This window comes from Chitinophaga chungangae, from assembly GCF_017742215.1.
GTDB lineage: Bacteria > Bacteroidota > Bacteroidia > Chitinophagales > Chitinophagaceae > Chitinophaga > Chitinophaga chungangae.
On sequence record NZ_JAGHKP010000002.1, the window covers coordinates 577,146 to 603,615 of the forward strand.

At 54.0% G+C, this 26,470-nt stretch carries 15 protein-coding genes; 6 read left to right on the top strand and 9 right to left on the bottom strand.

Annotation, left to right across the window (positions count from 1 at the left end; genetic code table 11):
- Positions 1-60: 60 nt before the first annotated feature.
- Entirely contained in the window at positions 61-1,032 is a 972-nt protein-coding gene (locus J7I43_RS10475) for a M23 family metallopeptidase (protein WP_209145622.1), read from the bottom strand.
- Between the two features lie 321 nt (positions 1,033-1,353).
- Here J7I43_RS10475 and alaS point away from each other — a divergent pair, with 321 nt between their 5' ends.
- Both alaS and J7I43_RS10485 read left to right on the top strand, forming a co-directional pair.
- Positions 1,354-3,969, top strand: a complete 2,616-nt coding sequence (alaS, locus tag J7I43_RS10480) for an alanine--tRNA ligase (protein WP_209145623.1) — start codon at positions 1,354-1,356, stop codon at positions 3,967-3,969.
- A 164-nt stretch (positions 3,970-4,133) separates the two neighbouring features.
- Positions 4,134-5,120 (top strand): PDZ domain-containing protein, encoded by a 987-nt coding sequence (locus J7I43_RS10485; protein ID WP_209145624.1) that lies wholly within the window; start codon positions 4,134-4,136, stop codon positions 5,118-5,120.
- A gap of 66 nt (positions 5,121-5,186) precedes the next feature.
- Here J7I43_RS10485 and J7I43_RS10490 read toward each other — a convergent pair whose 3' ends face one another.
- Entirely contained in the window at positions 5,187-6,557 is a 1,371-nt protein-coding gene (locus J7I43_RS10490) for an aldehyde dehydrogenase (protein WP_209145625.1), read from the bottom strand.
- A gap of 92 nt (positions 6,558-6,649) precedes the next feature.
- Between J7I43_RS10490 and gatB the strand changes: the two genes are divergently transcribed.
- Positions 6,650-8,107 (top strand): Asp-tRNA(Asn)/Glu-tRNA(Gln) amidotransferase subunit GatB, encoded by a 1,458-nt coding sequence (gatB, locus tag J7I43_RS10495; protein WP_209145626.1) that lies wholly within the window; start codon positions 6,650-6,652, stop codon positions 8,105-8,107.
- A gap of 201 nt (positions 8,108-8,308) precedes the next feature.
- A complete protein-coding gene (locus tag J7I43_RS10500; RefSeq protein ID WP_209145627.1) occupies positions 8,309-9,454 on the top strand; it encodes a TlpA disulfide reductase family protein in 1,146 nt (381 codons plus the stop codon).
- A gap of 86 nt (positions 9,455-9,540) precedes the next feature.
- Here the strand turns inward: J7I43_RS10500 and J7I43_RS10505 are convergent, their stop codons facing one another.
- From J7I43_RS10505 to J7I43_RS10530, 6 genes are all read right to left on the bottom strand, one after another.
- Positions 9,541-10,932, bottom strand: a complete 1,392-nt coding sequence (locus tag J7I43_RS10505) for a RagB/SusD family nutrient uptake outer membrane protein (RefSeq protein ID WP_209145628.1) — start codon at positions 10,930-10,932, stop codon at positions 9,541-9,543.
- A 3-nt stretch (positions 10,933-10,935) separates the two neighbouring features.
- On the bottom strand, positions 10,936-13,782 hold the full coding sequence (locus J7I43_RS10510) for a SusC/RagA family TonB-linked outer membrane protein (protein WP_209145629.1): 2,847 nt from the start codon (positions 13,780-13,782) through the stop codon (positions 10,936-10,938).
- Positions 13,783-14,065: 283 nt separating this feature from the next.
- The gene (locus tag J7I43_RS10515) at positions 14,066-15,484 is read right to left on the bottom strand and encodes a SusD/RagB family nutrient-binding outer membrane lipoprotein (protein WP_209145630.1); all 1,419 of its coding nucleotides are present in this window, start codon (positions 15,482-15,484) and stop codon (positions 14,066-14,068) included.
- A gap of 29 nt (positions 15,485-15,513) precedes the next feature.
- Positions 15,514-18,720, bottom strand: coding sequence for a SusC/RagA family TonB-linked outer membrane protein (locus tag J7I43_RS10520; RefSeq protein ID WP_209145631.1), 3,207 nt, complete (start codon positions 18,718-18,720; stop codon positions 15,514-15,516).
- A 502-nt stretch (positions 18,721-19,222) separates the two neighbouring features.
- Complete coding sequence (locus J7I43_RS10525) at positions 19,223-19,924, bottom strand: IS1595 family transposase (RefSeq protein ID WP_209145632.1); 702 nt, start codon at positions 19,922-19,924, stop codon at positions 19,223-19,225.
- A 243-nt stretch (positions 19,925-20,167) separates the two neighbouring features.
- Positions 20,168-22,573: an efflux RND transporter permease subunit gene (locus J7I43_RS10530; RefSeq protein WP_209145633.1), complete on the bottom strand. Its 2,406-nt coding sequence runs from the start codon at positions 22,571-22,573 to the stop codon at positions 20,168-20,170.
- 95 nt (positions 22,574-22,668) lie between these two features.
- Between J7I43_RS10530 and porZ the strand changes: the two genes are divergently transcribed.
- Both porZ and recO read left to right on the top strand, forming a co-directional pair.
- Complete coding sequence (gene porZ, locus J7I43_RS10535; protein ID WP_209145634.1) at positions 22,669-24,885, top strand: type IX secretion system anionic LPS delivery protein PorZ; 2,217 nt, start codon at positions 22,669-22,671, stop codon at positions 24,883-24,885.
- 18 nt (positions 24,886-24,903) lie between these two features.
- Positions 24,904-25,638: a DNA repair protein RecO gene (gene recO / locus J7I43_RS10540; protein WP_209145635.1), complete on the top strand. Its 735-nt coding sequence runs from the start codon at positions 24,904-24,906 to the stop codon at positions 25,636-25,638.
- On the opposite strand, the gene J7I43_RS10545 is transcribed toward recO, so the two are convergent.
- A complete protein-coding gene (locus J7I43_RS10545; RefSeq protein ID WP_209145636.1) occupies positions 25,635-26,402 on the bottom strand; it encodes a UDP-2,3-diacylglucosamine diphosphatase in 768 nt (255 codons plus the stop codon). The genes recO and J7I43_RS10545 overlap by 4 nt on opposite strands.
- Between the last annotated feature and the right edge of the window lie 68 nt (positions 26,403-26,470).

Here is a 26,470-nt window from a genome sequence, read left to right on the forward strand (position 1 = left end):
GGTACAATATTACGGAATCCCTTTTATCACAACCCGCCTTTTCCTCCAATAATCATTCCATTAATCGAAAGACTGGTTGCCAGACCGTGCGATCTTCAGCATGCGGTCGAATTGTTCGGGCGTGAGATCGTTATAGAAGAAATAAACGGGATCTACTTTCGAGCCGTTTTTCATGACTTCGTAATGGCAATGCGGGCCGGTGGATTTGCCGGTGCTGCCTACCCAGCCGAGCACGTCGCCGCGTTTCACCTGCTGGCCGCGTTTTACTTTCATGCGCACCATGTGGCCATACAGGGATTTGTAGCCGTAGCCATGGTTCACCACCACATGGTTGCCGTACCCCACGTCGCTCAGGCTCGCTTCTTCGATGGTACCGTCTCCGGTGGCGTAAATGGGCGTGCCGGAAGGCGCGGTGAAATCGAGGCCGCTGTGGAATTTCATCGTTTTGTAAATGGGATCGATGCGGTAACCGAAGCCCGAGGCGATACGGTCGAGGTCTTTATTGGATACCGGCTGGATGGCGGGAATGGAAGCCAGCATTTTTTGTTTGTTCTTGATCAGGTCTTCGATCTGCAGGTAGGATTTCTGCTGCGCTTTCATGCGGTTGCCCAGTTCGGCCAGCATTTTGGACGAAGCGGCGATGATCTCGTTGTTGGGCTTGCCGGCCAGTTCGGTATTTTCTTCTTCTTTGGCGGATTTGCCCGCGCGCACGCTATCCGCTATGGGCGCGGCTTCGAAGATGACGCGGTAAATTTCGTTGTCGCGGTGCTGCAGCTCATCAAGCGAGGTCTTCATTTCGGCCATGCGGTTTTTCAGCCCGTCGTATTCCTCTTTCATACTCTCAATATCCTGCCGCAGGAACTTCTCCTTGGGCGATTCCAGGAAACGGTACGCCACGGACAGGAACAGGATGCCGGTAACGATGGCGGCGGACAGGAAGCCGAGTATACGGAGAATCTTCACCCGCACCGACACTACGAGCTTTTCGTATTTAAGCGTTTGAGTATTGTAGAAATATTTGACCTTCTTCATGAACCATAAGGGTTGATACGGTGCGCGAATGATAAGACGCGCTGCCTGATTTTATGTATTCAGTGCATTCCCCGGCTATTTTTCACAGGAAAACGGCGGTTATGCCTTGTTTTTGATTATTTCAATATTTTTGCACCGCATTCAACCTACGCTTAAAATTGTTACGGTTAAACCGGAAGTGCGCAAACCTAATGGAAATAGGTTAAAACATCAACCTTTTGAGTCTCAATTTCCCGGCGGGCCACTTTGCGATAACTACAAATTAAAGGGAAATTTGGGATGGATGCAATTAAATTAGATATTAATACTCAGTAATATTTTATGACCGCAGCCGAGATCAGACAACAATTCCTTGATTTTTTCGCTTCAAAAGGGCACCAGATAGTGCCCAGCGCGCCTATCGTGCTTAAAAACGACCCCACCCTCAAGTTTACCAACGCGGGGATGAACCAGTTCAAAGACATTTTTCTCGGCAACAAACCCGCTGTATATAAACGCGTGGCAGACACTCAAAAGTGCCTTCGCGTAAGCGGCAAACACAACGACCTGGAAGAAGTGGGCATAGACACCTATCACCATACCATGTTCGAAATGCTGGGCAATTGGAGCTTTGGGGACTATTTTAAAAAAGAGGCCATCCAATGGAGCTGGGAGCTGCTCACCGAAGTGTACAAACTGCCGAAAGACCGGTTGTATGTGACTGTGTTTGAAGGAGATAAGAACGAAGACCTGGAGCCCGACGCCGAGGCCCGCGATTACTGGAGACAGTACGTGGCCGAAGACCGCATCCTGCTGGGCAATAAAAAAGACAACTTCTGGGAAATGGGCGATACCGGCCCCTGCGGCCCCTGCACGGAGATCCATGTGGATTGCCGTACCGATGAGGAAAGGGCCAAAATTCCCGGCAAAGACCTGGTGAACAACGATCATCCCCAGGTTATCGAGATATGGAACAACGTGTTCATGCAGTTCAACCGCCTGAAAGATAAAAGCCTGGAGCCGCTGCCCGCCAAACATGTGGACACCGGCATGGGTTTCGAGCGCCTCGTGCGTGTGCTGCAGGGCAAACAGAGCAATTACGATACGGACGTGTTCATGCCGCTGATCGCCGCTACTGAAAAACTTTGCGGCAAACAATACGGGCAGTCCGAAAAAACGGACATCGCTTTCCGCGTGATCGCAGACCACATCAGGGCGATCTGTTTCGCGATCGCAGACGGGCAGCTGCCTTCTAACACCGAAGCCGGTTACGTGATCCGCCGCATTTTGCGCCGGGCCGTGCGTTATTATTTTTCTTTCCTCGACGTGAAAAAACCCTTGCTGCATGAGCTGGTGCCCGTGCTGGGCGCGCAGTTCGCCCATGTATTCCCCGAGCTGGCGCAGCAGGCCGATTTCGTGAAGAAGGTCGTATTTGAAGAAGAGAATAGTTTCCTCCGCACGCTGGACAGCGGCCTCGGCCGGCTGGACACTATATTCGCCGCTGCCGCCAACAAAAACATCGAAGGCCCTGTGGCCTTTGAATTGTACGATACATACGGTTTCCCGTTCGACCTCACCCAACTGATCGCTTCCGAAAAAGGCTACTCGGTAGACGAGCCCGGTTTTAAAGCGGAACTGGAAAAACAAAAAGCCCGCTCCCGCGCCGCCACCGAGCTGGACATGGGCGACTGGACGCTCCTGCAGGAACAGCCTTCCGGCGTTTTTATCGGCTACACGCAGTTGAGCGCGGAAGCGAAAGTGCTGAAATACCGCAAGATCAAATCCAAAGGAAAAGAACAGTATCAAATTGTGCTCGACCAGACGCCTTTCTACGCCGAAAGCGGCGGCCAGGTGGGCGATACCGGCGTATTGCGTTTCAACGGCGAAACCATTGCCGTAACCGATACCAAAAAAGAGAACGACCTGATCGTGCATTTCGTAGACAGCCTGCCTTCGAAGATCGAAGGCACGGTACTGGCCGAAGTGGACGCCCCCAAACGGCAGGACACTGCGCGCCATCACTCCGCCACGCACCTGCTGCACGCCGCACTGCGCCAGGTTTTAGGCACGCATGTGGCGCAGAAAGGCTCACTCGTGAATGCCGATTACCTGCGGTTCGACTTCAGTCATTTCGCCAAGGTAACCGACGAAGAACTGGCTGCCATTGAAACCGTCGTAAACCAAAAGATCCGGGAAAACATTCCCGTAGTGATAAAAGAACTGCCGCGCGAAGAAGCCCTGAAACTGGGCGCCATGGCCCTCTTCGGCGAGAAGTACGGAGAAACTGTGCGCGTGGTGACCATCGACCCGGCTTATTCCATTGAGCTGTGCGGCGGTACGCATGTGGGTGATACCGGTGAGCTGGGACTGTTCAAATTTACGGCTGAAAGCGCCGTAGCGGCGGGCGTTCGCAGGGTGGAAGCCCTCACCGGCGCCAAAGCGGAAACATATGTGAACGAACAGCTGGCGCAGCTGAAAGAGATCAAAGCGCTGATCAAAAACCCGAAAGAGCCCGCCAAAACAATAGAAACGCTGATCGCCGACAAAACGGCGCTGGAAAAACAAATGGCTTCGCTGGAACAGAAACAGGCGGCGCAGCTGGCGGCAACCTTGCCACAGCAGGCGGTGCAGGTAAACGGCGTGCATTTCCTCGGCGCAACGGTGGAAGCGGCCAGTGCAGACATGCTCCGCAATGTGGCGGCTTCGCTGAAAGACCTTTTGGCGGCGCCGTTCCTGGTAACGCTGGTGGCGAATGTCGGCGGCAAGGCGCAGGTTTCCATATTGCTGTCAGACGATCTCGTGAAATCCAAAGGCCTGAACGCGCAGAAGATCATCAAAGAGCACGTGGCTGGCCTGATCAAAGGCGGCGGCGGCGGTCAGCCCACGCAGGCGAATGCCGGCGGCCAGGACGTAAGCCAGCTCCAGCAGGTGATCGAGAAGGTGAAAGGGATTTTGTGAAAATTTTGATCGATATATTTGAACGGGCTTCCATTGGGAGCCCGTTTTTTATTTAATCCCCTGCAACGACTTCCCTTTTTAACAATCCCTTAAACCCATACGCCCGTTTTTAACATTTTTTTACCTCTATATCCTGCTAAATTTGCCCAAAAACAATTACTGCTATGCGCAAAATATTGTACGCTTTCAGCTTTGGCCTCATCGCCATCGCAACAACGGTTCTCCCGGCACAGGCCCAGGAAAAACGTTCCGGTAAACTGGGAGAGTATGATGAGATCGTCATCAAACGCAAAGGCGGCGCCAAAGACGCCAAGGTAACCGTGGAAATAAAAGACGGCGAAGTATTGATCGACGGTAAAAAAATGGACGAATACAAAAACGGCGACATCATCGTTCAACGCCGGAGGATCGTTCCGAGAAACGGCAATAACTTCGGCAACGGCGGCGTTCAGTTCTTCAACGATGACGAAGACAGCGACCTCCGCATCACACCCGGCTCCGCCGTGCTCGGTGTGATCACCGAAAAGAAAGAAGCGGCCGGCGCCACCGTGCAATCCGTGGCTGAAGGCAGCGCGGCAGACAAAGCCGGCCTTAAGGAAGGCGATGTGATCACCAAAGTGAACGATAAAAAAATATCCGAACCGCAGGACCTTTTTGAAACCATCGGCGCATTAAAGCCGGGCGACAAAATAACCGTTACTTACCTGCGCGATAAAAAAGAACAGAAAACAGACGCCACGCTGGGCAAACGGGCTTCCGTAACGCCGCGCAGCTTCGGCCTCAGCCCTGAAGGCGGCGATATGAGCCCTTTCCGTTTCCGGATGCCGCAGGCGCCCAACAACCGCCCCTTCGACCGTTATTTCCCTGAAAGGGCCCCGTCGCTGGGCCTTTCCGTTCAGGACACCGAAGAAGGCAACGGCGCAACCGTAACCGATGTGAAAGAAGGTTCGGCCGCCGAAAAAGCAGGTTTCAAAAAAGGCGACCTTATTACCGAACTGGCGGGCGAGCCCGTGAAAAACGCGCGTGATATGGCGGAAGCATACCGCGGCAACAACGGCAAAACCACCATCACCGCGAAAGGTTCCCGCAACGGCGCGGCGCAGAATTACACTATCAAGGTGCCAAAAAACCTGCACACGGAGAACTTATAAAAATTGTAAGGCAGATTATAGTTTAAGTGTAAGCAAAGAGAAGCGGCCCGGTTATCCGGGCCGTTTTTATTTCTGTATCATCTTCAGCAGTTTCAGTTTGTTGTTGAACGGCGGGTATTTCATCGGAACATCCAGCCAGGTGGCGGTTTTGAGCACGCCTTTTTCGTGGGTAAACTCGTTGAAGCTGTTACGGCCGTGGTAGCGGCCCATACCGCTGTAGCCGACGCCGCCGAAGGGCAGCTCTATGTTCGCAAAATGCACCAGTGTGTTGTTGATGCAGCCGCCGCCGAAAGCTACTTTTTCGATAAACGCCTGTTCGGTCCTTCTGCTGCTGGAAAACACATAAAGCGCCAACGGGTACGGGTTTTGGGCGATCATGCCGATCGCTTCGGCGGTAGTTTTATAAGGGATCACGGGTAACACCGGCCCGAAAATTTCTTCTTTCATCACCGGCGATTCAAAAGACACGTCCGTCAGGATCGTGGGAGCGATATATTTGTCGCTGCGCTCGGTTTGCCCGCCGGTGAACACTTTCCCCTGCTGCAGGTACGAGGCTACCTGGTCGAACCGTTTTTCGTTGATCATTCGAGGGTAGTCGGGACTGTTCGCGGGGTTTTCGCCAAAAAACTGATGAATGGCAGATTTCATGTGCTCCATCAACCGGTCCGCCACCTTTTCGTGCGCCAGCACATAATCCGGCGCGATGCAGGTTTGCCCGGCATTCCAGCATTTGCCCCAGATGATGCGTTTCGCGGCGGTTTTCAGATCGGCGCGCTCGTCTACGATGCAGGGGCTTTTGCCGCCCAGCTCCAGCGTTACGGGGCTGAGATGCGGCGCGGCCATTTCCAGTATCTTTTTGCCGACGGGAATGCTGCCGGTGAAAAAAATATGATCGAAGCGATGTTGCATCAGCCCGGGGATCACCACATGCCCTTCTCCCGTTACCACGGCCACCAGCTCCGGTTTAAACGCGTCGGCGATCACTTTGCGGATAACGGCTTCCGTGGCGGGCGCCAGTTCTGACGGTTTCAGGATAGCGCAGTTGCCCGCCGCGATGGCGCCTATCAAAGGGTTAATCAGCAATTGAAAAGGATAGTTCCAGGGGCCGATCAGCAGGGTAAGCCCTTTCGGTTCGCGGTAAATAACGCTGCCGGAAGGGTAATGCATCAGCGGGGAGCTCACCGGCACGGGTTTCATCCATTGGCGGAGATGGGCGAGGGTATGGTCGATTTCCTCGTATAACAGCCCGATTTCGCTGCCGTACGCTTCCACGGGCGCTTTCCTCATATCGGCGTGCAAAGCGGCCAATATCTCGTTCTCGTGCCGTTTAATGGCCTTTCTTAACTCTTTCAGCTGCGTTTTACGGAAGGATAGCGGCCGGGTGGCGCCCGAAGCGAAGTAGCTGCGCTGGGCCTGGTAAATGTCGTGGATCGTCATGCGGATATTGCTTACTTATACAATTTCGTGAAAATTCCCTGCTTTTTTGCAGTTTGAATATCTTTGTGCGAATCAGCAGGAAGAAAATCAATATGAGCGCGAGCATCGATTATAACAAGTATGAAGCGGTAATTGGCCTTGAAGTGCATGCCCAGCTGCAAACCGAAAGCAAGCTGTTCAGCAGCGACAGCGCGGCTTTTGGCGGTTTGCCCAACACCCATATCAGCCCGGTGACCCTGGGCCATCCCGGCACCCTGCCCTTTCTCAACGGAAAGGCCGTAGAGCTCGCCATCAGGCTGGGTTTCGCCTGCCATTGCGAGATCGAAAAAGAGAACTTTTTCGCCCGTAAGAACTACTTCTACCCCGATCTCCCGAAAGGGTACCAGATCAGCCAGCATACGGCGCCCATCTGCATTGGCGGATACGTGCCCATTTTTATCGACGGAAAGGCCCGCAACGTGCAGCTCAACCGCATCCACCTCGAAGAAGACGCCGGTAAAAGCATGCACGACCAGGACCCGGAAAACACCATGGTGGACTACAACCGCGCCGGCGTTCCCCTCGTGGAGATCGTTACAGAGCCGGATATCCATAATGCGGACGAAGCGTACGCCTATCTCACCGAGTTGCGCCGCCTCGTACGCTGGCTGGAAGTGTGCGACGGGAATATGGAAGAAGGCTCCATGCGCTGCGACGCCAACATTTCCATCCGCCCCAAAGGCGCTACCACATTGGGCACCAAGGTGGAAGTGAAAAACATGAACTCCATCCGCAACGTGAAACGCGCGATCGAGAACGAGATCAAACGCCAGGTAGAACTGACCGAACAGGGCGGGCACATCGTGCAGGAAACACGCAGCTTCGACGCGTCGAACGGCAGCTCTTTCCCGCTGCGGTCGAAGGAAGAAGCCAACGATTACCGTTATTTCCCCGAGCCGGACCTCGCGCCTTTCCATCTTACCGACGACTTTCTCGCGGGCATCAAAGCCGCGCTGCCGGAGCTTCCTGAAGAAAAAGTGACCCGTTATACCGGCCAGCTCGGCCTTCGTGAATACGACGCCCGCGTGATCGCCGACGATAAACCCACCGCCGAATATTTCGAAGCCCTTTCAGCCGCCACCCCGCACCTGCAGGCAGCCGCCAACTGGATGCTGGGCCCGGTAAAATCATGGCTGAATGAAAACGGCGCCGACATTTCCGCTTTCCCCGTAAAACCCGCTGCCCTGGCTGATCTGATCGCCATTATCGCAGACGGAAAAGTGAACTTCTCCATCGCTTCCAGCCGCATATTGCCCGCAATGATCGCGGAACCGGGCAAAACGCCGCTTGCCATCGCTACCGCGCTCAACCTGATACAGGACACGGACGAGGGCAGCATTCTGCCGGTGATCGACGAAGTGCTGGCAAAATACCCGGCGAAAGTGGCCGAGTTCAGGTCCGGCAAAAAAGGCCTGATCGGGCTGTTTGTGGGAGAAGTGATGAAACTCAGCGGCGGAAAGGCGGACCCGAAACTTACCAACGAATTGTTAATGAAGCGCTTAAACGCTTAACAAGCCGTTCATCCCAAATAACGTGAATCGCAACCCGCTACTGCCGGGCAGTTGCCGCGGCTTGTTATATGTTACATCCCGTTCCCGCGGAAATCAGCGCTAACATGCAGTTGCCGGCTACATAATTTTAACAAAACCGGAGCGTGCTTCCGGGTAATTAACCCTATTTTTGAAATGAATATCAGATTTAAAGAAAAGCCCATGAAAAAATTAGCCATCGGGTTGTCTGCAGCGGCCTTCCTGGCAGCGTGCAACACTCACCCGGAAAAAGGCGGATTCAAGATCGACCTGCAGTTGGCCAACGCTCCGCTCGAAAATGTGTATCTCGAAGAAATTGCAGGACAAACCACCAAAATAGTGGACACGGCCGCTGTGAAAGACGCTTCCGGCAAACTGGAGCTGGACGGCATGGTGACGGACCAGGGCCTCTACCGCATCCGGTTCGAAAACGGCAAATACATCCTGCTCGCCCTCGATGCGGGAGATATGAGCATCAAAGGCGACTACAACGAACTGGAAAAAATACAGGTAAAAGGCTCCGACGCTACCGAAGAAATTCAACAGCTGCTCAAATATTACAGCGACAAATCACAGGTGCTCAGCAAGGAAATGCAGGCGATGGACAGCCTTCGCATTGCCAAAACGCCAGACAGCCTGCTGGAAGCGCGCCGCCAGAGTTTCGAACGCGAAGCGGACAATTTCAAAAAACATTTCCTCGAAGCCTCGAAGCAAAGCAAACATCCAGTGCCCGCGGTATTTGCGCTGCAGCTGGTAGGATTTGAAGACGCGGAAGACCTGCTTTCCCACAAAAAGGATTTTGAAGCGCTCGCCAAAAAATTCCCGGAGAACGCGATGGTGAAAGACCTGCTCGCGAATGTGACCAACGTGGAAAAAGATGCTAAAACCGAAGCCAGCAGCGGCCCTTCAGCGATGATCGGCAAACAAGCGCCCGACTTCACGCTGCCCGACCCAAGCGGCAAACAGATCAGCCTCAGCTCTTTTAAAGGCAAATACGTGCTGGTGGATTTCTGGGCCAGCTGGTGCGGCCCCTGCCGCCAGGAAAACCCGAACGTGGTGCAGGCATATCTCAAATACAAAAACAAAAACTTCACCGTGCTCGGCGTATCGCTCGATAAAACAAAAGACGCATGGCTAAAAGCCATTGCAGACGACGGCCTCGCCTGGTCGCACGTAAGCGATCTCAAATTCTGGGATTCTTCCGTGGTGCCGCTGTACGGCATCACCGGCATCCCTACCAACATCCTGGTTGACCCCCAGGGCAAGATCGTAGCTGCCAATCTGCGCGGTGCCGGCCTGGAACAGAAGCTCAGCGAATTTTTACAATAACATCATTCCTTTCAATAAAAAATGCGCATCCGTTACGATGCGCATTTTTTTTGCCGTGTAGCTAACGTAAAAGAATACACGAAATATTATTCGTACTTCGGATGTTGTTTGATATTCTCATTCGCCTGTGTTTCTTTCAGCGGAATAGGCAGGTAATATGCCTGGTCGTCCGGCGTAAGTTTGGTGCGGGGATCGGTTACCTGCGCCACGTCTTCCGGCAGGCGCACGATATCCGCCTTACGCCGGCGCAGATCGTAATAACGGTGGCCTTCGAATGCCAGTTCCTTAAACCGTTCTTCCTGCACCGCGGCATTCAGCAGGTCTGTGTTCGCAAAGCTCACATCCGCGTAACCGGCGATGCGCATCGCGCGAAGATCGTTGAGATCGTCCGTCCCCTTGTCCAGCTCGCCTTTGAAAGCATACGCTTCCGCACGCACCAGGTACATTTCAGATGCTCTGAATAATTTGATGTCCGCAAGGTTTGCAAATGCAGGCTGGCCGCCTGTGTATTTTCCTACCGACCATCTGCGCGCCGGCGCGGCGGGCGCCAGGTCGCGTATGTAGGCGTTGAACCGTACGTCGTTGGCCGCGTCGAACGTTGCCAGCAGTTTGAAAGACGGCGCATAGGTGATCCTTCCCGCTCCGTCGCGGAAGAACTCGCCGAAACGCGCGTCTTGCGCTTCGCGTTTCAGTTTCCAGATCACTTCGGCGGTGCCTTTGTCTGTCCAGATATCGGGGAATTGCGCGGCGGTGGCCAGCGGCACGGCGTTGATCACATCGGTGGCGGCGGCAATGGCGGCGTCCCAGCTTTTTTGGTACAACGCAGCCCGCGCCTGCATGGCGATCACGGCTGTGCGCGTTACGCGGTCGAGGTCGTTGAAAGAGGCGGGGATCAGATTCCTGGCTTCCGCAAGATCTTCATTGATCTGCTGGTATACGCGCTGAACCGCGTCCCTGGCTGGCTTCCCGATGCTGGAAGAAGTCATCACCGGTATGCCCGGCGACGCCGGTTCATAATCTACCGCGTAATGCCGCAGCAATTCGAAATGACAGAACGCGCGCAATGCCAGCAATTCTCCTTTCAGCTGGCTGTGCCAGCCTGCGTCTGTCATGGTGTAGGGTACTTCGTCTATCACGTCGAGAATGCGGTTCGCCCTGTCCAGCACCTGATAAAAACTTTGCCAGGCAACGATCACATCAGGATTAACAGGGTCCTGCCGCCAGCTGAAAGCGAGTACGCCGCGGTTGCCGATGTTTTCGGCAGACAGCATATTTTCATCCGCCAGCAACGAGCTGATGCCGAGCGTGGAAGTGCCGAGCCCGGCGTAAACGCCCAGTACGCCTGTGTTTACGTCGGTCACCGTTTCAAAGGCCACGTCCTGGTCTTTGATGTCGGTAGGTTTGATGTCCAGCTCCCCGAGACAGGAAGCGGCGGTCATCCACCATGCGAGTATGCTTAATAAGAAGAAATTTTTCATGTCTTAAAATTGTATGCTTACGCCCGCGGTCATCGTGCGCGGCGAAGGGTATTCAAAAAAGGCATTGCCGTTATTGTCTTCAGGATCGAATCCGTCCCACTTCGTGAAGGTTAGCAGGTTCTGGCCTTGCAGGTACACGGTTGCGGCTTGCAGGAAGCGGGTGGACTGCAATATCCGCGAAGGAATGTTGTACGAGAGTTTCACATTGCGGAGCCTTACGTACGAAGCGTCCTGCAGATCGTGGGAAGTGTAGTTGCGTGTGTCGGAGAAACTGGGGATGTCGGTAACATCTCCCGGTTTGCGCCATCTGTTCAGCCATTTCCGGCTCTGGTTGCTCATGGCGAAGGAATTGTTGTTCAACGTATACACTTCGTTGGCATTGTAGCGGTAGAAGTCCTGCGCGTAAGTGAAAAACACGTCGGCCGCAAATCCTTTCCAGTTGAGGCGTGTATAGAACCCGCCATTGTAACGCGGCTCGGTGGAACCGAAATCCGCCACGCTCATGCCGGCTACGCTGTAGCTGGAAGTGGGCTTTCCTTCGCGGTCGTAATAGAATGTTTTACCGGTCTGGGGATCTACCCCGCCCCATTTCACGATGTAGTGGGAATTAACGGGAAGGCCTACACGAAGAATGAAAGCGCCCATCGTCAATTCGTTCGCGCCGCCAAGGTCCATCACGCGGTTGTTGTTGAACGCGATGTTAAACCCGGCCGTCCAGGTAAAGTCTTTCGTGCGGATGATGTCCCCGCTGAGGTCCGCTTCTACGCCGCGGTTGCGGATGGTGCCCGCGTTTACGGGGCGGGAAGAAAAGCCGCTGGTCTGTGAAAGTTGTTCTTCGAGGAAAAGCCCTTTGGTGCTGCGGTTGTACCAGTCCGCGATCAGCCTGATGCGGCGGTCGAGCAGTTCTATGTCGAGGCCCGCGTTAAAAGCGTTGGTGTATTCCCAGTTATATTCCATGTTGCCTACGGAAGTGGGAACGATGGCGGGCGAGCCGTCGTAGCGGCTGGCGCCGTAGCCCGCGGCGTACGCGAAATTCTGGGCGGACGGTGCGGCGGAAGTACCATAGCTGGAGCGTATGCGCAGCGTGTTGATCCAGCTGAGTTTTTGCATGAAGGATTCGCGCCCGAGGTCGTATCCCGCGCCCACGGAATAGAAGCCATGCCAGCGGTTTTTCTCCGGGAGGGTAGACGATCCGTCTCTCCGGTAGCTCAGGTTGAGGGAATATTTATCATTATACAGGTAACGCGCAAGACCTACCAGCGAGATCAGCGCGGAGCCCGTTTTGCGGCCGCCTACCTGCGGAATGAAGCCGTTCAGCGCCGAGCCCGGCGTGATGCCGGACAAAGTCCCGTCCAACCCGGGCGTAATGCCGTAACCCGTTACCGCCATGTTGGAATATTTGATGCGGTTAAATTCGTAGAAACCTGCCACGGTAAGGTGATGTTTTTCCCGCAGCGTTCTGTCGAAAGTGAGGCCGGTGGTGGCGGTGAACTGGTAATAACGGATCATTTCTTCGCGGTGCATGCCCTGTTTGCCGGGCACGGCATCCTGGCTGCCGCTGAAAGAGCCGGGTTTGATGGTGCGCGTTTCCACGTTTTCGCGGTAATCCATGCCCAGGTTCGAAGATGCATACAGCCAATCCGTGAAATAATATTTCAGATCGGTGTTGATCATCCCTTTCAGCTGGTTGATCTTATACGTAGTGCTCTCCATTCTTTCGATGGCGTTGGAGCCTTCGCGGGTGTCGAACGCGCCGCCGAGCTGGTTTTTATTGCCGCTGTGCATCAGCACGCCGTTCACATAAGGCGCTTCGTACGGCAGCGCATAATAAAGCGCGGCGATGGGATTGGCGCCGGAAGACGAGTTTTCGCTTTCGATCAGGTTGTTGTTGGTATAACCGACGGAAGTATTGATGGCCGCCGTGAATTTTTTCGTATGTACGTCCAGGTTAGTACGGAAGGAATACCTTTCGAGGCCGGAACGTTTCATAATGCCCTGCTGTTCCAGGTAGTTGGCGGAGGAATAAAAACGGATGGCTTCGGTGCCGCCGGAGGCGCTGAGCTCGTATTCATGGAAGGGCGCGGCGTTGCGGATGAACTGGTCTTCCCAGTTCGTGTTGATCCGCCCCATACTGTCCAGGATGGCGGCATAACGCGCTTTGGTAGCGGGGGGCAGGGAAGCATTGGCGGGATTCTTCGGGGAGAAGAGCCAGCCGGCGCCCAGTGTGCGGCCGGTTTCGAGGCCAATTTCTTCTTCGAACTGAAGGCGTTCCCGCGTGTTCATCATGTCGAAATGATCGCGCGCGACCCGGGAAATACCGTGCTGGGTGTTGAACCGCAGTTTTACGTCGCCGGCCTTCCCTCTTTTGGTATTGATCACGATCACGCCGTTGGCGCCGCGGGAGCCGTACAGCGCGGTGGCGTTCGCGTCTTTTAATACGATCACGGATTCGAAGTCCGACGGGTTCATCGACATAAACACGCCGCTTTCCACTGCAATGCCGTCTACGACATACAATGGCGAAACTGTTCCCCCGTTGGTAGCCTGCCCGCGGATGAGCACGCGCGCCGCGGCACCGGGCTGGCCCGTGCTGGAGGCAACATACAGTCCTGCCGCACGCCCCTGCAGCAATTGATCGAAAGACGCCATGGGCACATTATTGACCTGGCTTCCGGGAATAGTGGAAACGGCCCCGGTGTATTGCCGGCGCGTGGCGGTAGAGTAGCCGGTAATCGCCACTTCATCCAGCATTCTCGTGGTGCCGGTAGTGTCCGGCTTTCCGGTTGGTACTTGCGCAACGCCAGGAACGCTTACAGCAGCTAGCAGCCATAAGTACAGCGTTTGTTTCATAAGATTTTCATTTAGGCCTCGTGAACAGAAAAAGTCGTTAACGGTAACAGTTCGGGGCACAAAATACTGGTTTTCAACGGTTAAAGCTACTACACAAAGATGTTATAAAAATTCCTGATAAGAAAAGTGGATGGAGAAGACGAAGGCTGGGGCATGCCCGGGCAGCGGCGAAAGGGACGTTTGGCTTTGTTGTATGCGGGTTTGAAGGAAAAAGAAAGGCCGTCTTCCTGCAAAAGCGGGAGACGGCCTTCTCGTTAAGTTTCTATGAAAGTTTGCCGGGCGATTATTTTTTAGCCCACCAAACCGGTACGTCGATGTTCTGCAGACCGGGGAAGTTTGCGTTCCTGGTCAGCTCAGACTGCGGGTAAATAAAGCGCTGAGGCCTTGAGTTGGGACCGAGCACGGAAGCCTGAGAACGGATGAGGAACTCGGGGTAGTGCGTACGGCGCCATTCGGTCCATGCTTCGTAACCCTGGAGGTTTACCATTGAGAAATACTTCTGCGTGATGATGCGTTTCTGCAGGGTATCTACATTGGCGCTGTTCCAGGCCACTTGCTGATTGGTCATGTAAGTGGTGGCTTCGGCGTCTGAACGGCCGTTCGCTGCGAAGCTCGTGCGGATGCCCTGTTCGTAGAGCGCCTCGGCATCGCCGGTACCCCAGCCTTTCAATGCAGCTTCAGCCTGCAGGAAGTAGCTTTCGGCAGCGTTGATGAAAACGCCGGGCGTAGCGCCGCCAAACATGGCTGCTGTCGGGTTAGACATAGCCGTGGTGCTGGGCACATTGTCGAAACCGCCTTGCGGGATGGAACGGAACTGGCCGCCGGACAGTGCAAAAAAGCTGTTGATGCGGGGATCGTTCCATTCTTTCAACTTGTCCATAACGGTGCTGGAAGCGCCCTGGTTGCGGATCTGCAGTGCAACCACCTCAGCCCATGCGGGGTATTGGTTGCCGCCGACGTTTACATAGTTGAGTTGCCAGTTTTCGGTCAGGAATGTGGCGCCGCTCGCATACAAAGCCTGGATGCCGGCCGCCGCTTTGGGGGCATCTACGCCTGAAATGCGGAGATAAGCGCGCAGTTTCAGGGTTTTAGCGAATGCAGTCCAACCTTCTCCGTTGTCCAGGAGGTCTTCAGCGCCGGGCTGGTAAGCGTTAGCGGGATCGAGCAGGTCGATGCCTTTCTGGATCCAGAGGAAAATACTGTCGTATACCTGTGCCTGCGGATCGTAGTGCGGGCTGCGGTTGCCGCGGCCCTGCAGCGCTTCCGTCAGGGGAATGTCGCCAAAACCGTCTGTGAGCTGCATGAACGCATATGCGCGCAGGATGTAGGCCCGCGCAGACCACTGGCTGAATTTAGGCAGGTGCTGCAACGAGATCAGAGAATCCGTATCAGTCAGACCGTTTGCATACAGGATGCCCCAGGGGCGGTCGAAATCCGACGGGCCAGAGGAATATGCATCGATCGTACGGTACTGGCTGGCGTTAGGCCGCTGCGTCCAGTACTGGCTCCAGAAGTTGCCGTAAGTCTGGAAGTGGTTAAAAGTTACGTGCGCAACAGATGCCTCGATAGAAGGCAGGATCTGTTCCGGGTTAGCTTTGGTGGTAGAGTTCGGGCTTTCGTTGATGTCCAGGAATTTTTTACACCCCGGCAGAACGATGGCCGCTACAGCTAAAGCCGCTATGATGGATTTTGCTTTTGTCATTTTCATAATTTCTCTTTTTCAGCTAAAGGTTAGAAACTTACTTTCAGGTTCACACCGAAATTGCGCAGGGAAGGCTGGGCTGTAAAGTCAAAACCTTGTTCGTTACCCGCACCGCCGGAGTTAACTTCCGGATCAGCGAACATGTTCTCTTTCGGAGTGTGGATCCAAAGGTTGTTACCAAAGAGGCCGATAGAAGCATCGCCGAACGGAGTTCTGTTCAGGAAAGTTTTCGGCACCCTGTAAGACAGGCTCAGTTCTCTCAGTTTGATGTAAGAACCATCGATGATGTGCGCTGCGTCAGGTACGCTGGATTGGTTGGTCCAGAAGTCCATCCACTGTGTTTCCACGCTCGTGTTCGCGATGTATTTGCTCGGATCGTTAGGATCTCTAAGCACTGTGTTGGGAACCACATAAGGCTGACGGTCGTTCACCACGGTCCTCGGGGTAGTACCCACGAAGGTCATGATGTCGCTCGTCCTGGAATAGAAGTAACCGCCTTGTTTGGTATCGAACAGCGCGCTCAGGGTAAAACCTTTGTAGCTGAGGTTGGTGCCCCAGGAAGCCATCCAGTCAGGGTTGTAAGAACCGAAGTAACGTGCGTCGGTAGTCAGTTCAGGCAACCCGCTTTCTGCGTTGATCACCATTCTGCCCTGGTCGTCTTTGAGATAATCGCGTGCATAGAAGGTACCGTACGGACGGCCTACCGCTGCAACGATGCTCATGCCGGAAACACCGCCGATAATCACCTGGTCTACGCCCGGCAGCAGCGATACAACGGTATTTTTATTCTTGGTATACGTACCGAACAGTTCCCAGGTAAAGCCTGTGGAAGTTTTGATCGGTGTAACGCGCAGGCCGATTTCCACACCTTTGTTTTCCACTTCACCTGTATTCAGGATCTCGTTGGTAAAACCGGTGGAAGGCGCGATCGGCGCTGCCAGGATCTGGTCTTTAGACCTGTTCTGATAATAAGAGAAGTCTACAGACAGCCTGTTTTCCCACATGTTCAGTTCGGTACCTACTTCAAAAGCGTTGGTCCTTTCCGGTTTAAGGTCAGGATTGCCGATGGTGTTGCTCATGGTGAGGGCCGGGATACCGTCGAAGGGGAACAGGGTGTTGGCGAAACCGCCCAGGATCTGCGTTCTCACGTAGTAGTTGCGCAGCTGGTAGGGATCGGCATCGTTACCCACGGAAGCGTAGCTCGCGCGGATCTTACCATAGCTCAGGAAGTTGCTGATCTTGCTGTCTTTCAGCAGCTCGGTGAACACGAACGAACCGTTCACGCTGGGATAGAAGAAAGAGCGGTTGGCCGCGGGCAGCGTGGAAGACCAGTCGTTACGCGCGGTGGCGCCGATGAACAGCATGTTCTTATAGGCGAGGTCCAGCTGGGCGTAAAGGCCTACGAGGCGGCGCTGGCTGTAGAAGTTTTCTGCTACTACAGAACCATTACTGTTATCCAGGTTGTACCATCCGGGAATTACCAGGCCGGCAGAGTTGGTCTCGGCTTCCAGGGTGGTGAGGGTACGCTGGCGGATGTTGTTGCCGACCATGAGCGAAGCATTGAAGTCTTTGCTGAAATCATGTTTCGCGGTGATCATCAGGTCGTGAACGATATCGCTCAGGTTGATCTTGTTTTCCTCGTATGCGCCGGGCAGGTGTTTGTCTGTCCATCCCGGGTCGGCGGGCAGCAGGTCGGCTTTCGCCTGTTTGATGCGGCGGCGGTCGGTATAAACGTCCGCACCCAGCCTTTCGGTAACGTTCAGCCAGTCCAGCGGTTTGTAGGTTACGGTGAAGTTACCGGTCACGCGGTCTACGTCGTTCAGGTTTTTGAAATCCCTCAGTACCCAGTAGGGGCTGTTGGTGTAAGCGCCGTAGTAACCGTATTGGGGGTTACCGTCGGCATCCTGCAGCACGTCTCCATAGCTGTAGAAAGGATTTTTCAGATCGCCCATGTCCTGCAGGGGAATGTCGCGGGGGGTCTGCAGTACGTTGTCGTACACGGAACCGTCGCCCTGGCCGCCCTGGATCATGTTGCTGTTGATCTTGGTGTAGTTGATACCGATAGAGGTGGAGAACTTGTTGCTCAGCTCGGTGCTGCCGTTGAAACGCACGCCGTACTTGTTGTAACGGTCTGCGTTGGAAGGCATAACGCCATTGGAGTTGAGGGCATTCAGCGAGAGGTAGTAGGTGGATTTTTCGTTGCCGCCTGCGAGGGACACGTTATTGTTCCATGCTTTACCCATTTCGAAGAAGTCCTTTACGTTGTCCGGCTGGGCTGAATAAGGTTTGGAGAGGCGTTGGCCGTTGATCTCCTGGCCCCATTCGGTCATTGCGCCGTCGAATTTCGGGCCCCAGCTGAAGTTTTCCAGCGGATCGGGCTCGAAGCCGTAACCCTGGCCGAACTCGTTCTGGAGATCGGGGAGTTTCAGGATGTTGGAAAGGGTCAGCGCGGAGGTGTAAGTGATCTCCTGTTTTCTGTTCGCCCCTTTTTTCCCTGATTTCGTGGTGATGATCAACGCGCCGTTGGAAGCGCGTGAACCATAGAGTGCCGCGGCGGCAGGACCTTTCAGGATAGAGATATCTTCGATATCGTCCGGGTTGATGTCGTTACCACGGTTACCGAAGTCGATAGCGGAACGGCTGTCGCCGCCGCCAATGATGCTTTCGTTGTCGATGGGCACACCATCCACAACAAGCAATGCCTGGTTGTTACCAGTAATGGAAGAACCACCGCGGAGTACGATACGGGAAGAAGAACCGGGAGCGGATGCTGTGCTGGTGATGTTTACGCCTGCCACTTTACCGGTGAGCGCGTTCAGCGGGCTCACGCTCTGGCCCCTGGTGATCTCTTCGGCCTTTACAACGGGCGCGGAGTAACCCAGGGAACGTTTGTCGCGGCGGATCGCATTCGCCGTAACAACGGTTTCGGTAAGGGTCGTTACGTCGGTAGACAATACCACGTTCACAGTGGAGCCATTGATTTTGGCCTCGGTGTCTTTCATACCAATGAATTTGACAACGAGCTCGTTCACGCCATCGGGCACATTCAGGGTATAATCACCCTCGGCGTTCGTAACAGTCCCGACATTTGTTCCTTTTGCTAACACGGTAGCCCCGATGATGGGGGTGCCGTCTTCAGCGGCAGTAACCTTTCCTTTAATGGTTCGGCTCTGCGCTAATACCTGTCCTGAGAGGCATACCAGGAGCAGGAAAAGCACGGTTAGACCTTTCCTCATAAGCATAATTTAGTTGTTTAACGAAATTTTAACAGACAAATATAAATTACTTAACGGTTTCATAACGCAATTGGATTGTAATTTTTTTGGAGGCGACATAGATTTTTTTTTAAGTAATGAGTAATACTGGATAAGTTCAGTTCGTATGTAGAATGCCTGCTTTTCGCCACCAGCCTGGATTTGGGAGGGGTATAAAAAAGAAAAGCAGGCGACAAGATTATCACCCGCTTATCATCAACCAAAATCTAAATCGAGATCTTTAATGATTTCGTATGCACAGGGGTTGAGCCCGCGCACAATGTTTTTATTGGTTGAAATGCTTGCTAGTAAAGGATTAGATTGCTTACTGCGTGCCAGTTCAATGGTTTGATCGGATATAGAACTATTACTCCATATCAAACAGTTTGATAATGTCTTTTTCATAAGCGACAGATTCTGGTACTGTAAACATACCAAGCTCTTTGCAATTAGCAATCTGCCGCCAATCACCGGAAATGACCGGTCAAGACAAGTTTAACGGGAATGTTTTCAGGAGATTCAGCAATACTGCGTATAATTCCTCATGTCTGTAATTGTACCTGAACTCACATTCCTTGAGGTGCAGGTAAGCGGTATTCCGGTTCAGCCCCTTGAATTTCGCAAGGCGGTGCTTGGTAAGCCCCCAGAACCCGTCTACATCGTCTAATGTTGTTTTGCCGGCTTCCACCTCGTGGTGGTGGTTGCCCAAATGGTATAAGCGGTATTGCCCCAGGTCCACTACACCGCTGAAACGGCGGATACGCTCAGCGCTTCCGACGGTCTCCAGCACGGAACGGCCCCGGGCGATCGCCTGGATCATCGACCGGCTTACGTCCGGAAGGATCTCGGTGAACACCTTGTTGTCCTGCTTGAAGATTCCGAAAATTACCGGCTTGATAATACGCTCGACGTCCGTTTTCACGGCGACGGCCGTATCGTGGCCCTGGTGGTGGGAATTGGCCCTGTGCTGCCAGGAAGCGGCACCGGAGGCGGTTTCCGGTTGCAGCGATTCGCAATATTTCACGATCTGCAACCTTATCTTTTTCAGGTAACTGTTGATGGTTACCCGGCTGACGCCACTGATATTCGCTATCTGTGTGGCCGTCAGGTCTTCGGAGAATAGCTTAAGTATCTCCTTAAATTTACGCTCGGACAAATGAGCGCCCTTCAGGAACTTATTTTTCATGGACTAAGAGGTTAGAAATGGCATGTTAAACCTCTTACTTTTTCCGCGCTATATATAATGCTTTATTATAAGCGGCGATTTGTATGTGATGAACGCACCCTACTAGATTATTTGACCGTTGTGGCAAAAAAAATCCGTGGCATTGAGCCACGGACTATATTCCGGCAGGGAGCAAGCCCCAAATAGTTATCATGCCCCTGTAATATTAATTTGTTTGAACGGCTGTAATAAAGGATGAACGTATCAATCCTGCTGGTCTTCCAGCCCCAGCTCCTTCATTTCAAGGTCCTTTTCCTCGTCCAGTGCCTTCCACAATTCCTTCTTCTGCGCCTTTTTCTTCAACGCCTTTTCCATCCATAACAGCATCGCCGGCAATATCGTCAGGTTCGTCACCATCGCCATCACCAACGTTAAAGATGTCAGCCAGCCCAGCGCCTTCGTGCCCTGGAACTCGGAGAACGCAAAGATCATAAACCCGGCGAACAGGATCAGCGATGTGTAAATGATGCTCAAGCCCGTTTCGTTGATCGTTTGCCTAACGGTGGCGGATATATCATAATTATTGAGCGGCAGCTCCTGTTTAAAGTTCACCAGGAAACGGATCGTAACGTCAATGGCTATACCGAGCGCTATACTGAAAACCAATACCGTGGAGGGTTTGATCGCAATGTCCAGCCAGCCCATCACGCCGGCCGTTACCAGCAGCGGGATGATGTTGGGCACCAGCGAAATGATCAGCATCCGCCAGGAACGGAACAGGTACAGCATGCAGAACACGATCAGCACAAAAGCCAGCAGGATGCTTTCCAGCAGGCCGTTGATGATGAAGCGGCTGCCTTCCAGGAATATGATGCTCGTGCCCGTGAACGTCACTTTATAATGCGCCGTGTCGAACAGTTCGTTGACATGCGGCCGCAGCGAATCGATCAGCCTGGGCAGCGCCACAGACCCCACGTCGGCCATGTTCACGCTCATGCGCGCCACCTGGCGGGTGCTGTCCATAAAGGAAGACACGAGCTTGGTGAACATCGACGCACTGTCTGCCCCACCCCGCATACGCAGGTAAGGCGCAAGGAAGCCGATATCGAACTGGTTCGGAATGGCGTAGTTCAGGCTGTCTCCCGCGTAATACGCCTGTTTGGCGAACTTGATGCCTTCCGCGACGGACAATGGCCTCGCAAATTCCGGCTGCCGCGCGATAATCCCGCTCAGCGCATCCAGTTTGGTAAGCGTTTGCAGGTTCACCACCCCGTTCTTCCGCTTCGTATCGATCACGATCTCCAGGGGCATCACGCCTTCGAAGTTCTTTTCAAAGAATTTCAGGTCCGTATACAGCTTGTCTTTTTTCGGAATGTCGTCTACGATAAAACCAACCGGTCTCAGCCGCATCATGCCCAAAATCGCGGCCAGCACCATCAGGCCGGTGAACAGGTAGACCATGGGGCGGTATTTGAACACCAGCGTGTTGAGCAGGCTGAGCACAGCGCGGCACAGCTTGTTGTCCAGGTAGCTGGTATGTTTGGTTTTAGGCGGCGGCAGGTAACTGAGCACGGAAGGGAGGAAAACGAAAGAGATCGCGAACACCAGCATGATGTTGATCCCCGCCACTACGCCGAAATGTTTGAGCAGCTCGCTTCTCGTAAAATAAAACACGCCGAAGCCGATGGCCGCCGTAAGATTGGTGAACAGCGTCACGATGCCCATGCGCTGCACCATGCGCACCAGCGCGACGGTCTTGTCTTTATGAAGCGCGTATTCCGTATGGTATTTATTGAGGAAATACACACAGTTAGGAATCCCGATCACCACGATCAGCGGCGGAATGAGGCCGGTGAGCAGGGTAATCTTGTATCCGAAAAGCACGATGGTGCCCACGGACCATATCACCCCCATCGCCACCACGATCATGCTCATGAGCACGGCACTGAAGGAACGGAAAAATATAAGCAGGATGAACGCGGTGAGCACAAAGGAAATGACGAGGAACATCTTCAGCTCGTCCGCCACTTTGGTGGCCATGATGGTGCGGATCATGGGCAGGCCGCTGAGCTTCATGTCCAGGTTATGCCGTTTGCCGAAGGCCATGGCGGTTTCGGAAATGGCTTTCACTACCTTGATGCGACCCTTGGAGTTGAGCACGTCTTTGTTGATGTGCACGGCCAGCAGGTAAGTATTGCTGTGATCGCTGTATAAAAGTCCCCGGTAAAAGGGCAGGGAAAGAAAGATATTCTTCAGGCTGTCCAGCTCCGCCTGTGTTTGGGGTACGGGCTGGAAAAGGTTGACGGCTTTGAGTTTGCGGGTGCTGTCGTCTTTCACGAGGTTCACCGCCACCGGGATGCTGAGGGTATTTTCCACCGCGGGGATCTTCCGCAGCTCGTTGTTTAACTGTACATACGAAGAAAAGAAAGGCAGGCTGAAAAGGCTGTCTGTTTCGATGCCGATCACCATCATGTTCCCGTCTTCCCCGAATTGTTTTTTAAATGACTGGTATTCAAGCCATTTCGGATTATCCCTCGGGATAGCGCCCGTAAATTCATAGGACAATTCCACTTTGCTGGCGTAAAACGCCATGATGCCCGTGCCTATAAACAACAAAGCCAGAAGCCATAATCGGAATTTTAATACAAAACCTGCCAGGCGCTGCCACATAAGTTTTTCTTGGTTTGATTTGCTAAAGGCCATAAAGGTAACCATTCATTACGATTTATGCATAAGGGATAATTCGTAATTGTTATTTTTGGGGTATGCACCTCCGCCACCTGATCTGTTGTCTCTTTTTCATGATCCCCGGCACTTTCGCCCAGTTAACGCCCATCGGGCAATGGCGGGAGCATTTCCCCTGCCGGGAGGCCATTGCGGTGGCGGCGGGCAGCGAAGCGGTATTTTGCGCCACGCCTTACAGCCTGTTTTCAGTTTCGCGGGAAGGGCACGAATTTACCCGCTACAGCAAAGTGAACGGCCTGCACGACGCGGGCATCGCCGCGATCGGCTGGCACGAAACCGGCGCCGCGCTGGTGATCGCCTACCGCAACAGCAACCTGGACGTGCTGCATGGCGAAAACGTGGTGAACATTCCCGAGGTTATGCAACGGCAAACCTCCGGAGACAAACGTATCAGGCATATCGCCTTCAGCGGAGGGCGGGCTTTGCTCAGCACCGGCCTGGGCATTATCGTGCTGGACCTTGAGCGTAATGAAATAGAAGACACCTGGCTGCCGGTGCTCAACAGCACCGTGTTTTCCACCGCCACGGCCGGCAACACCTGCTATGCCGCTACTTCCACAGGCGTGAAAAGCGCCCCGCTGCAAGGCAGCAACCTCGCCGATCAGCGCAACTGGGCGGACGTTTCCGCCGGCCTTCCCTCCCAACCTATGACCGAGATCGGGGTATCGGGATCGTTGTTGCTCGGCCGGGTGAACGATACCGTGTTTTCACTGCAAGGCGGCGCCTGGCAAAAGTGGTACGTCTCTCCCGCGCCCATTCAAAGTCTTTCCCTTCAAACCGATGCCATTTTCGTACACCAGCCCGGCAAAACCCTGCGCCTTTCGCCGGAAGCCGCCGTGCTGGCGGAATACAGCCAACCCGGACTGATCGTTTCCCCCGCCGCCGCAGTGCTCACCGGCAACAGCGCCTGGATCGCGGACGGCCGAAACGGCCTCGTGCTGCACGAAAACGGCGTGTACGAATCCCTCGTTCCCAATTCCCCCGCGGGCATCGCCACCGGCGACCTTTTTATACATAACAACGCGCTGTGGGCCGCTTCCGGCGGGGTGAACGCCAGCTGGCAGCCGCTTGGCAACCAGCAGGGACTGTACCGTTTTGAACAGGAAGAATGGTTTAACTACGCGTTCCCGTTGCCTTATCACGACATCGTTTCTTTGTCTGCCTCCGGCAGCGACGTGTTTGCCGGTTCTTTCGGCGGCGGCCTGCTCACCCTGCCCGCAAGCGGCAATTACACGGGCACGAAACCCCTCGGCGATTCATTGATCAGCGGCATTGCGGCAGATGCGGAAGGTTATCTCTGGGCCAGTTCCTATGGCGCCAACGGCAACCTGCTCGTAAAGCGGCCGGACAATACCTGGCAGCGTTTCATCATTCCCATTTTTCACACCGCCAACGCGGTAAGCCAGATCCTGATCGACGACAGCAACCAGAAATGGATCGTGTCGCCCGGGGGCAGCGGGGTGCTGGTGCTGAACCACGGGGCGAACGTGGAGAATACGCAGGACGACCAGTGGAAGCTGTTCCAGCCCGGCGCGGGAAGAGGGAACCTTCCTTCGGGCGAAGTGTATTGCGCGGCGAAAGATAAGGACGGCTGGATATGGATCGGCACCGCGCGCGGCATCGGCGTGGTGCAATGCGCCGCCGAAACCTTCGCCACGGCGGGTTGCGACGCCATCTGGCCCGTCGTGCGCCAGGATAATTTTGCGGGTTATCTTTTCCAGAACGAAAAGGTGAACACCATCGCGACAGACGGCGCCAACCGCAAATGGGTGGGCACGCAAAACGGCGCATGGCTCATCAGTGCAGACGGTACCGGCATCATCCAACATTTCAACACGGCTAACAGCCCGTTGCCAGATAATGTCATTCACCGCATCGCCATACATCCCGAAACCGGGGAAGTGTTTTTCGCCACGGCAGCCGGGATCATTTCCTGGCGCGGCACCGCTACGGAAGGCACGCCGGAACAGGGCAGCAACGTAATGGCATTTCCCAACCCCGTGCCCCACGGCTACGAAGGCACGATCGCGATACGCGGGCTGGTGCGGAACGCCATCGTCAAGATCACCGATATTACAGGCAAACTCGTATACCAAACGCGCGCGCAGGGCGGGCAGGCCGTCTGGAACGGGAAAGATTACACGGGCTACCGCCCGCAGAGCGGCGTGTACCTTGTGCTGGCTTCAGACGATACGGGGAAAGAAAAGATCGTTACAAAGCTGGTATTTATCCGCTGATCACCGAATTTTGCCAACATGCTGCACAAAACTCCCGGTATTGTTTTAAGGACCATCAAATACGGTGACTCCAGCGTCATCCTGAGCATCTTCACCGAGCTGTTCGGCATACAGTCCTATATCGTGAACGGCGTGCGCTCGTCCAAACCGAAAGCCGCGAAAGGCAACATCCTGCAGCCGGGCAATATCCTCGACCTGGTGGTGTACCATCACGAACAAAAGAACCTGCAGCGCATTTCCGAGTTCAAGCTCGGTCATGTGTACACGTCCATGCATGTGAACATCGTAAAAAATACCGTCGCGCTGTACCTGATAGAGCTGTTGCAGAAAGTGATGAAACAACCGGAGCATACGCCAGAGCTGTACCATTTCGCGGAAAGCTCGTTCCGGGCGCTGGACACGGAATCCACCCCCGTGGCCGCCAACCTGCCGTTATTTTTTACCCTGAAACTGGCCGCGCACCTGGGTTTCCACTTCGGTGGCCATTATTCCGAATACACGCCGTACCTCGATCTGCAGGAAGGCGTTTTCACGGACCTTCCCCCGCATCACACCAATTACCTGGACGAAACGAGCAGCATGATCACGGACCGCCTGCAAGACATCCGCAATTTCGCCGATCTTGAAAAAATTGAATTGAACAAAGAGCGGAGAAGGAATATGCTCTATGCTTACCTGGAGTTCTACAAACTGCACCTGCCCGATTTCACCGAGCTGCAGTCCCCGCCTATCCTGCACGAAATATTGGGCTAGGGTTTCCCGTAATATTTCAGCTCCGTGGTATTACCGTCGAACACGGCGTAGGAATTGTAATTGAGCCAGTCGCCGAGATTGATGTAGCGGCTGTTGCCGCCCACTTTCAGGTCGAGCGGCAAATGTCGGTGACCGAAAATAAAATAATCGAAGTGTTCTTTTTGAAGGATCTCGCGGCTGTAGATCGCGAGCCATTCATTTTCGTCGCCTAAAAACTGTTCCAGCTGGGAACCGGTGGCAGCGCGGCTTTTGCGGCTCCAGTAGTTCGCCATCGAAATGCCCCAGTTCGGCGGGATGCACGAAAACAGGAAGCGGCAAACGGGGTTGCGGAATATTTTTTTCAGGAATTTATAACCGTGATCGCCGGGGCCGAGACCATCGCCATGACCGATGTAAAATCTTTTCGTACTGATGGTGTATTGCTGCGGCTCGAAGTACACGGGGATCTCCAGTTCTTCTTCAAAATAACCGTCCATCCACATATCGTGGTTGCCGATAAAAGCGGTAATGCCGATGCCTTTGTCGCGCAGTTCGGCGAGTTTGCCCAGCAGCCGCGTGTACCCTTTCGGGATCACGTGTTTGTATTCGAACCAGAAATCGAAAAGGTCGCCCACGAGAAAGATATGCGCGGCATCTTTCGCCGCTTCGTCCAGGAACTGAACGATAAGGCGTTCCCTGTCCCGGCTTTTCTCCATGTTCGGAGCGCCGAGGTGAAAGTCTGATGCAAAATAAACGCGCTTGCCCGGCGGCAGTAATATTTCCATGAGGGCTTTGTCTTAAATGTAAAATGCAAAAGTGATGATTTCCTTTTGCATTTTACAAGTTTGAAAGC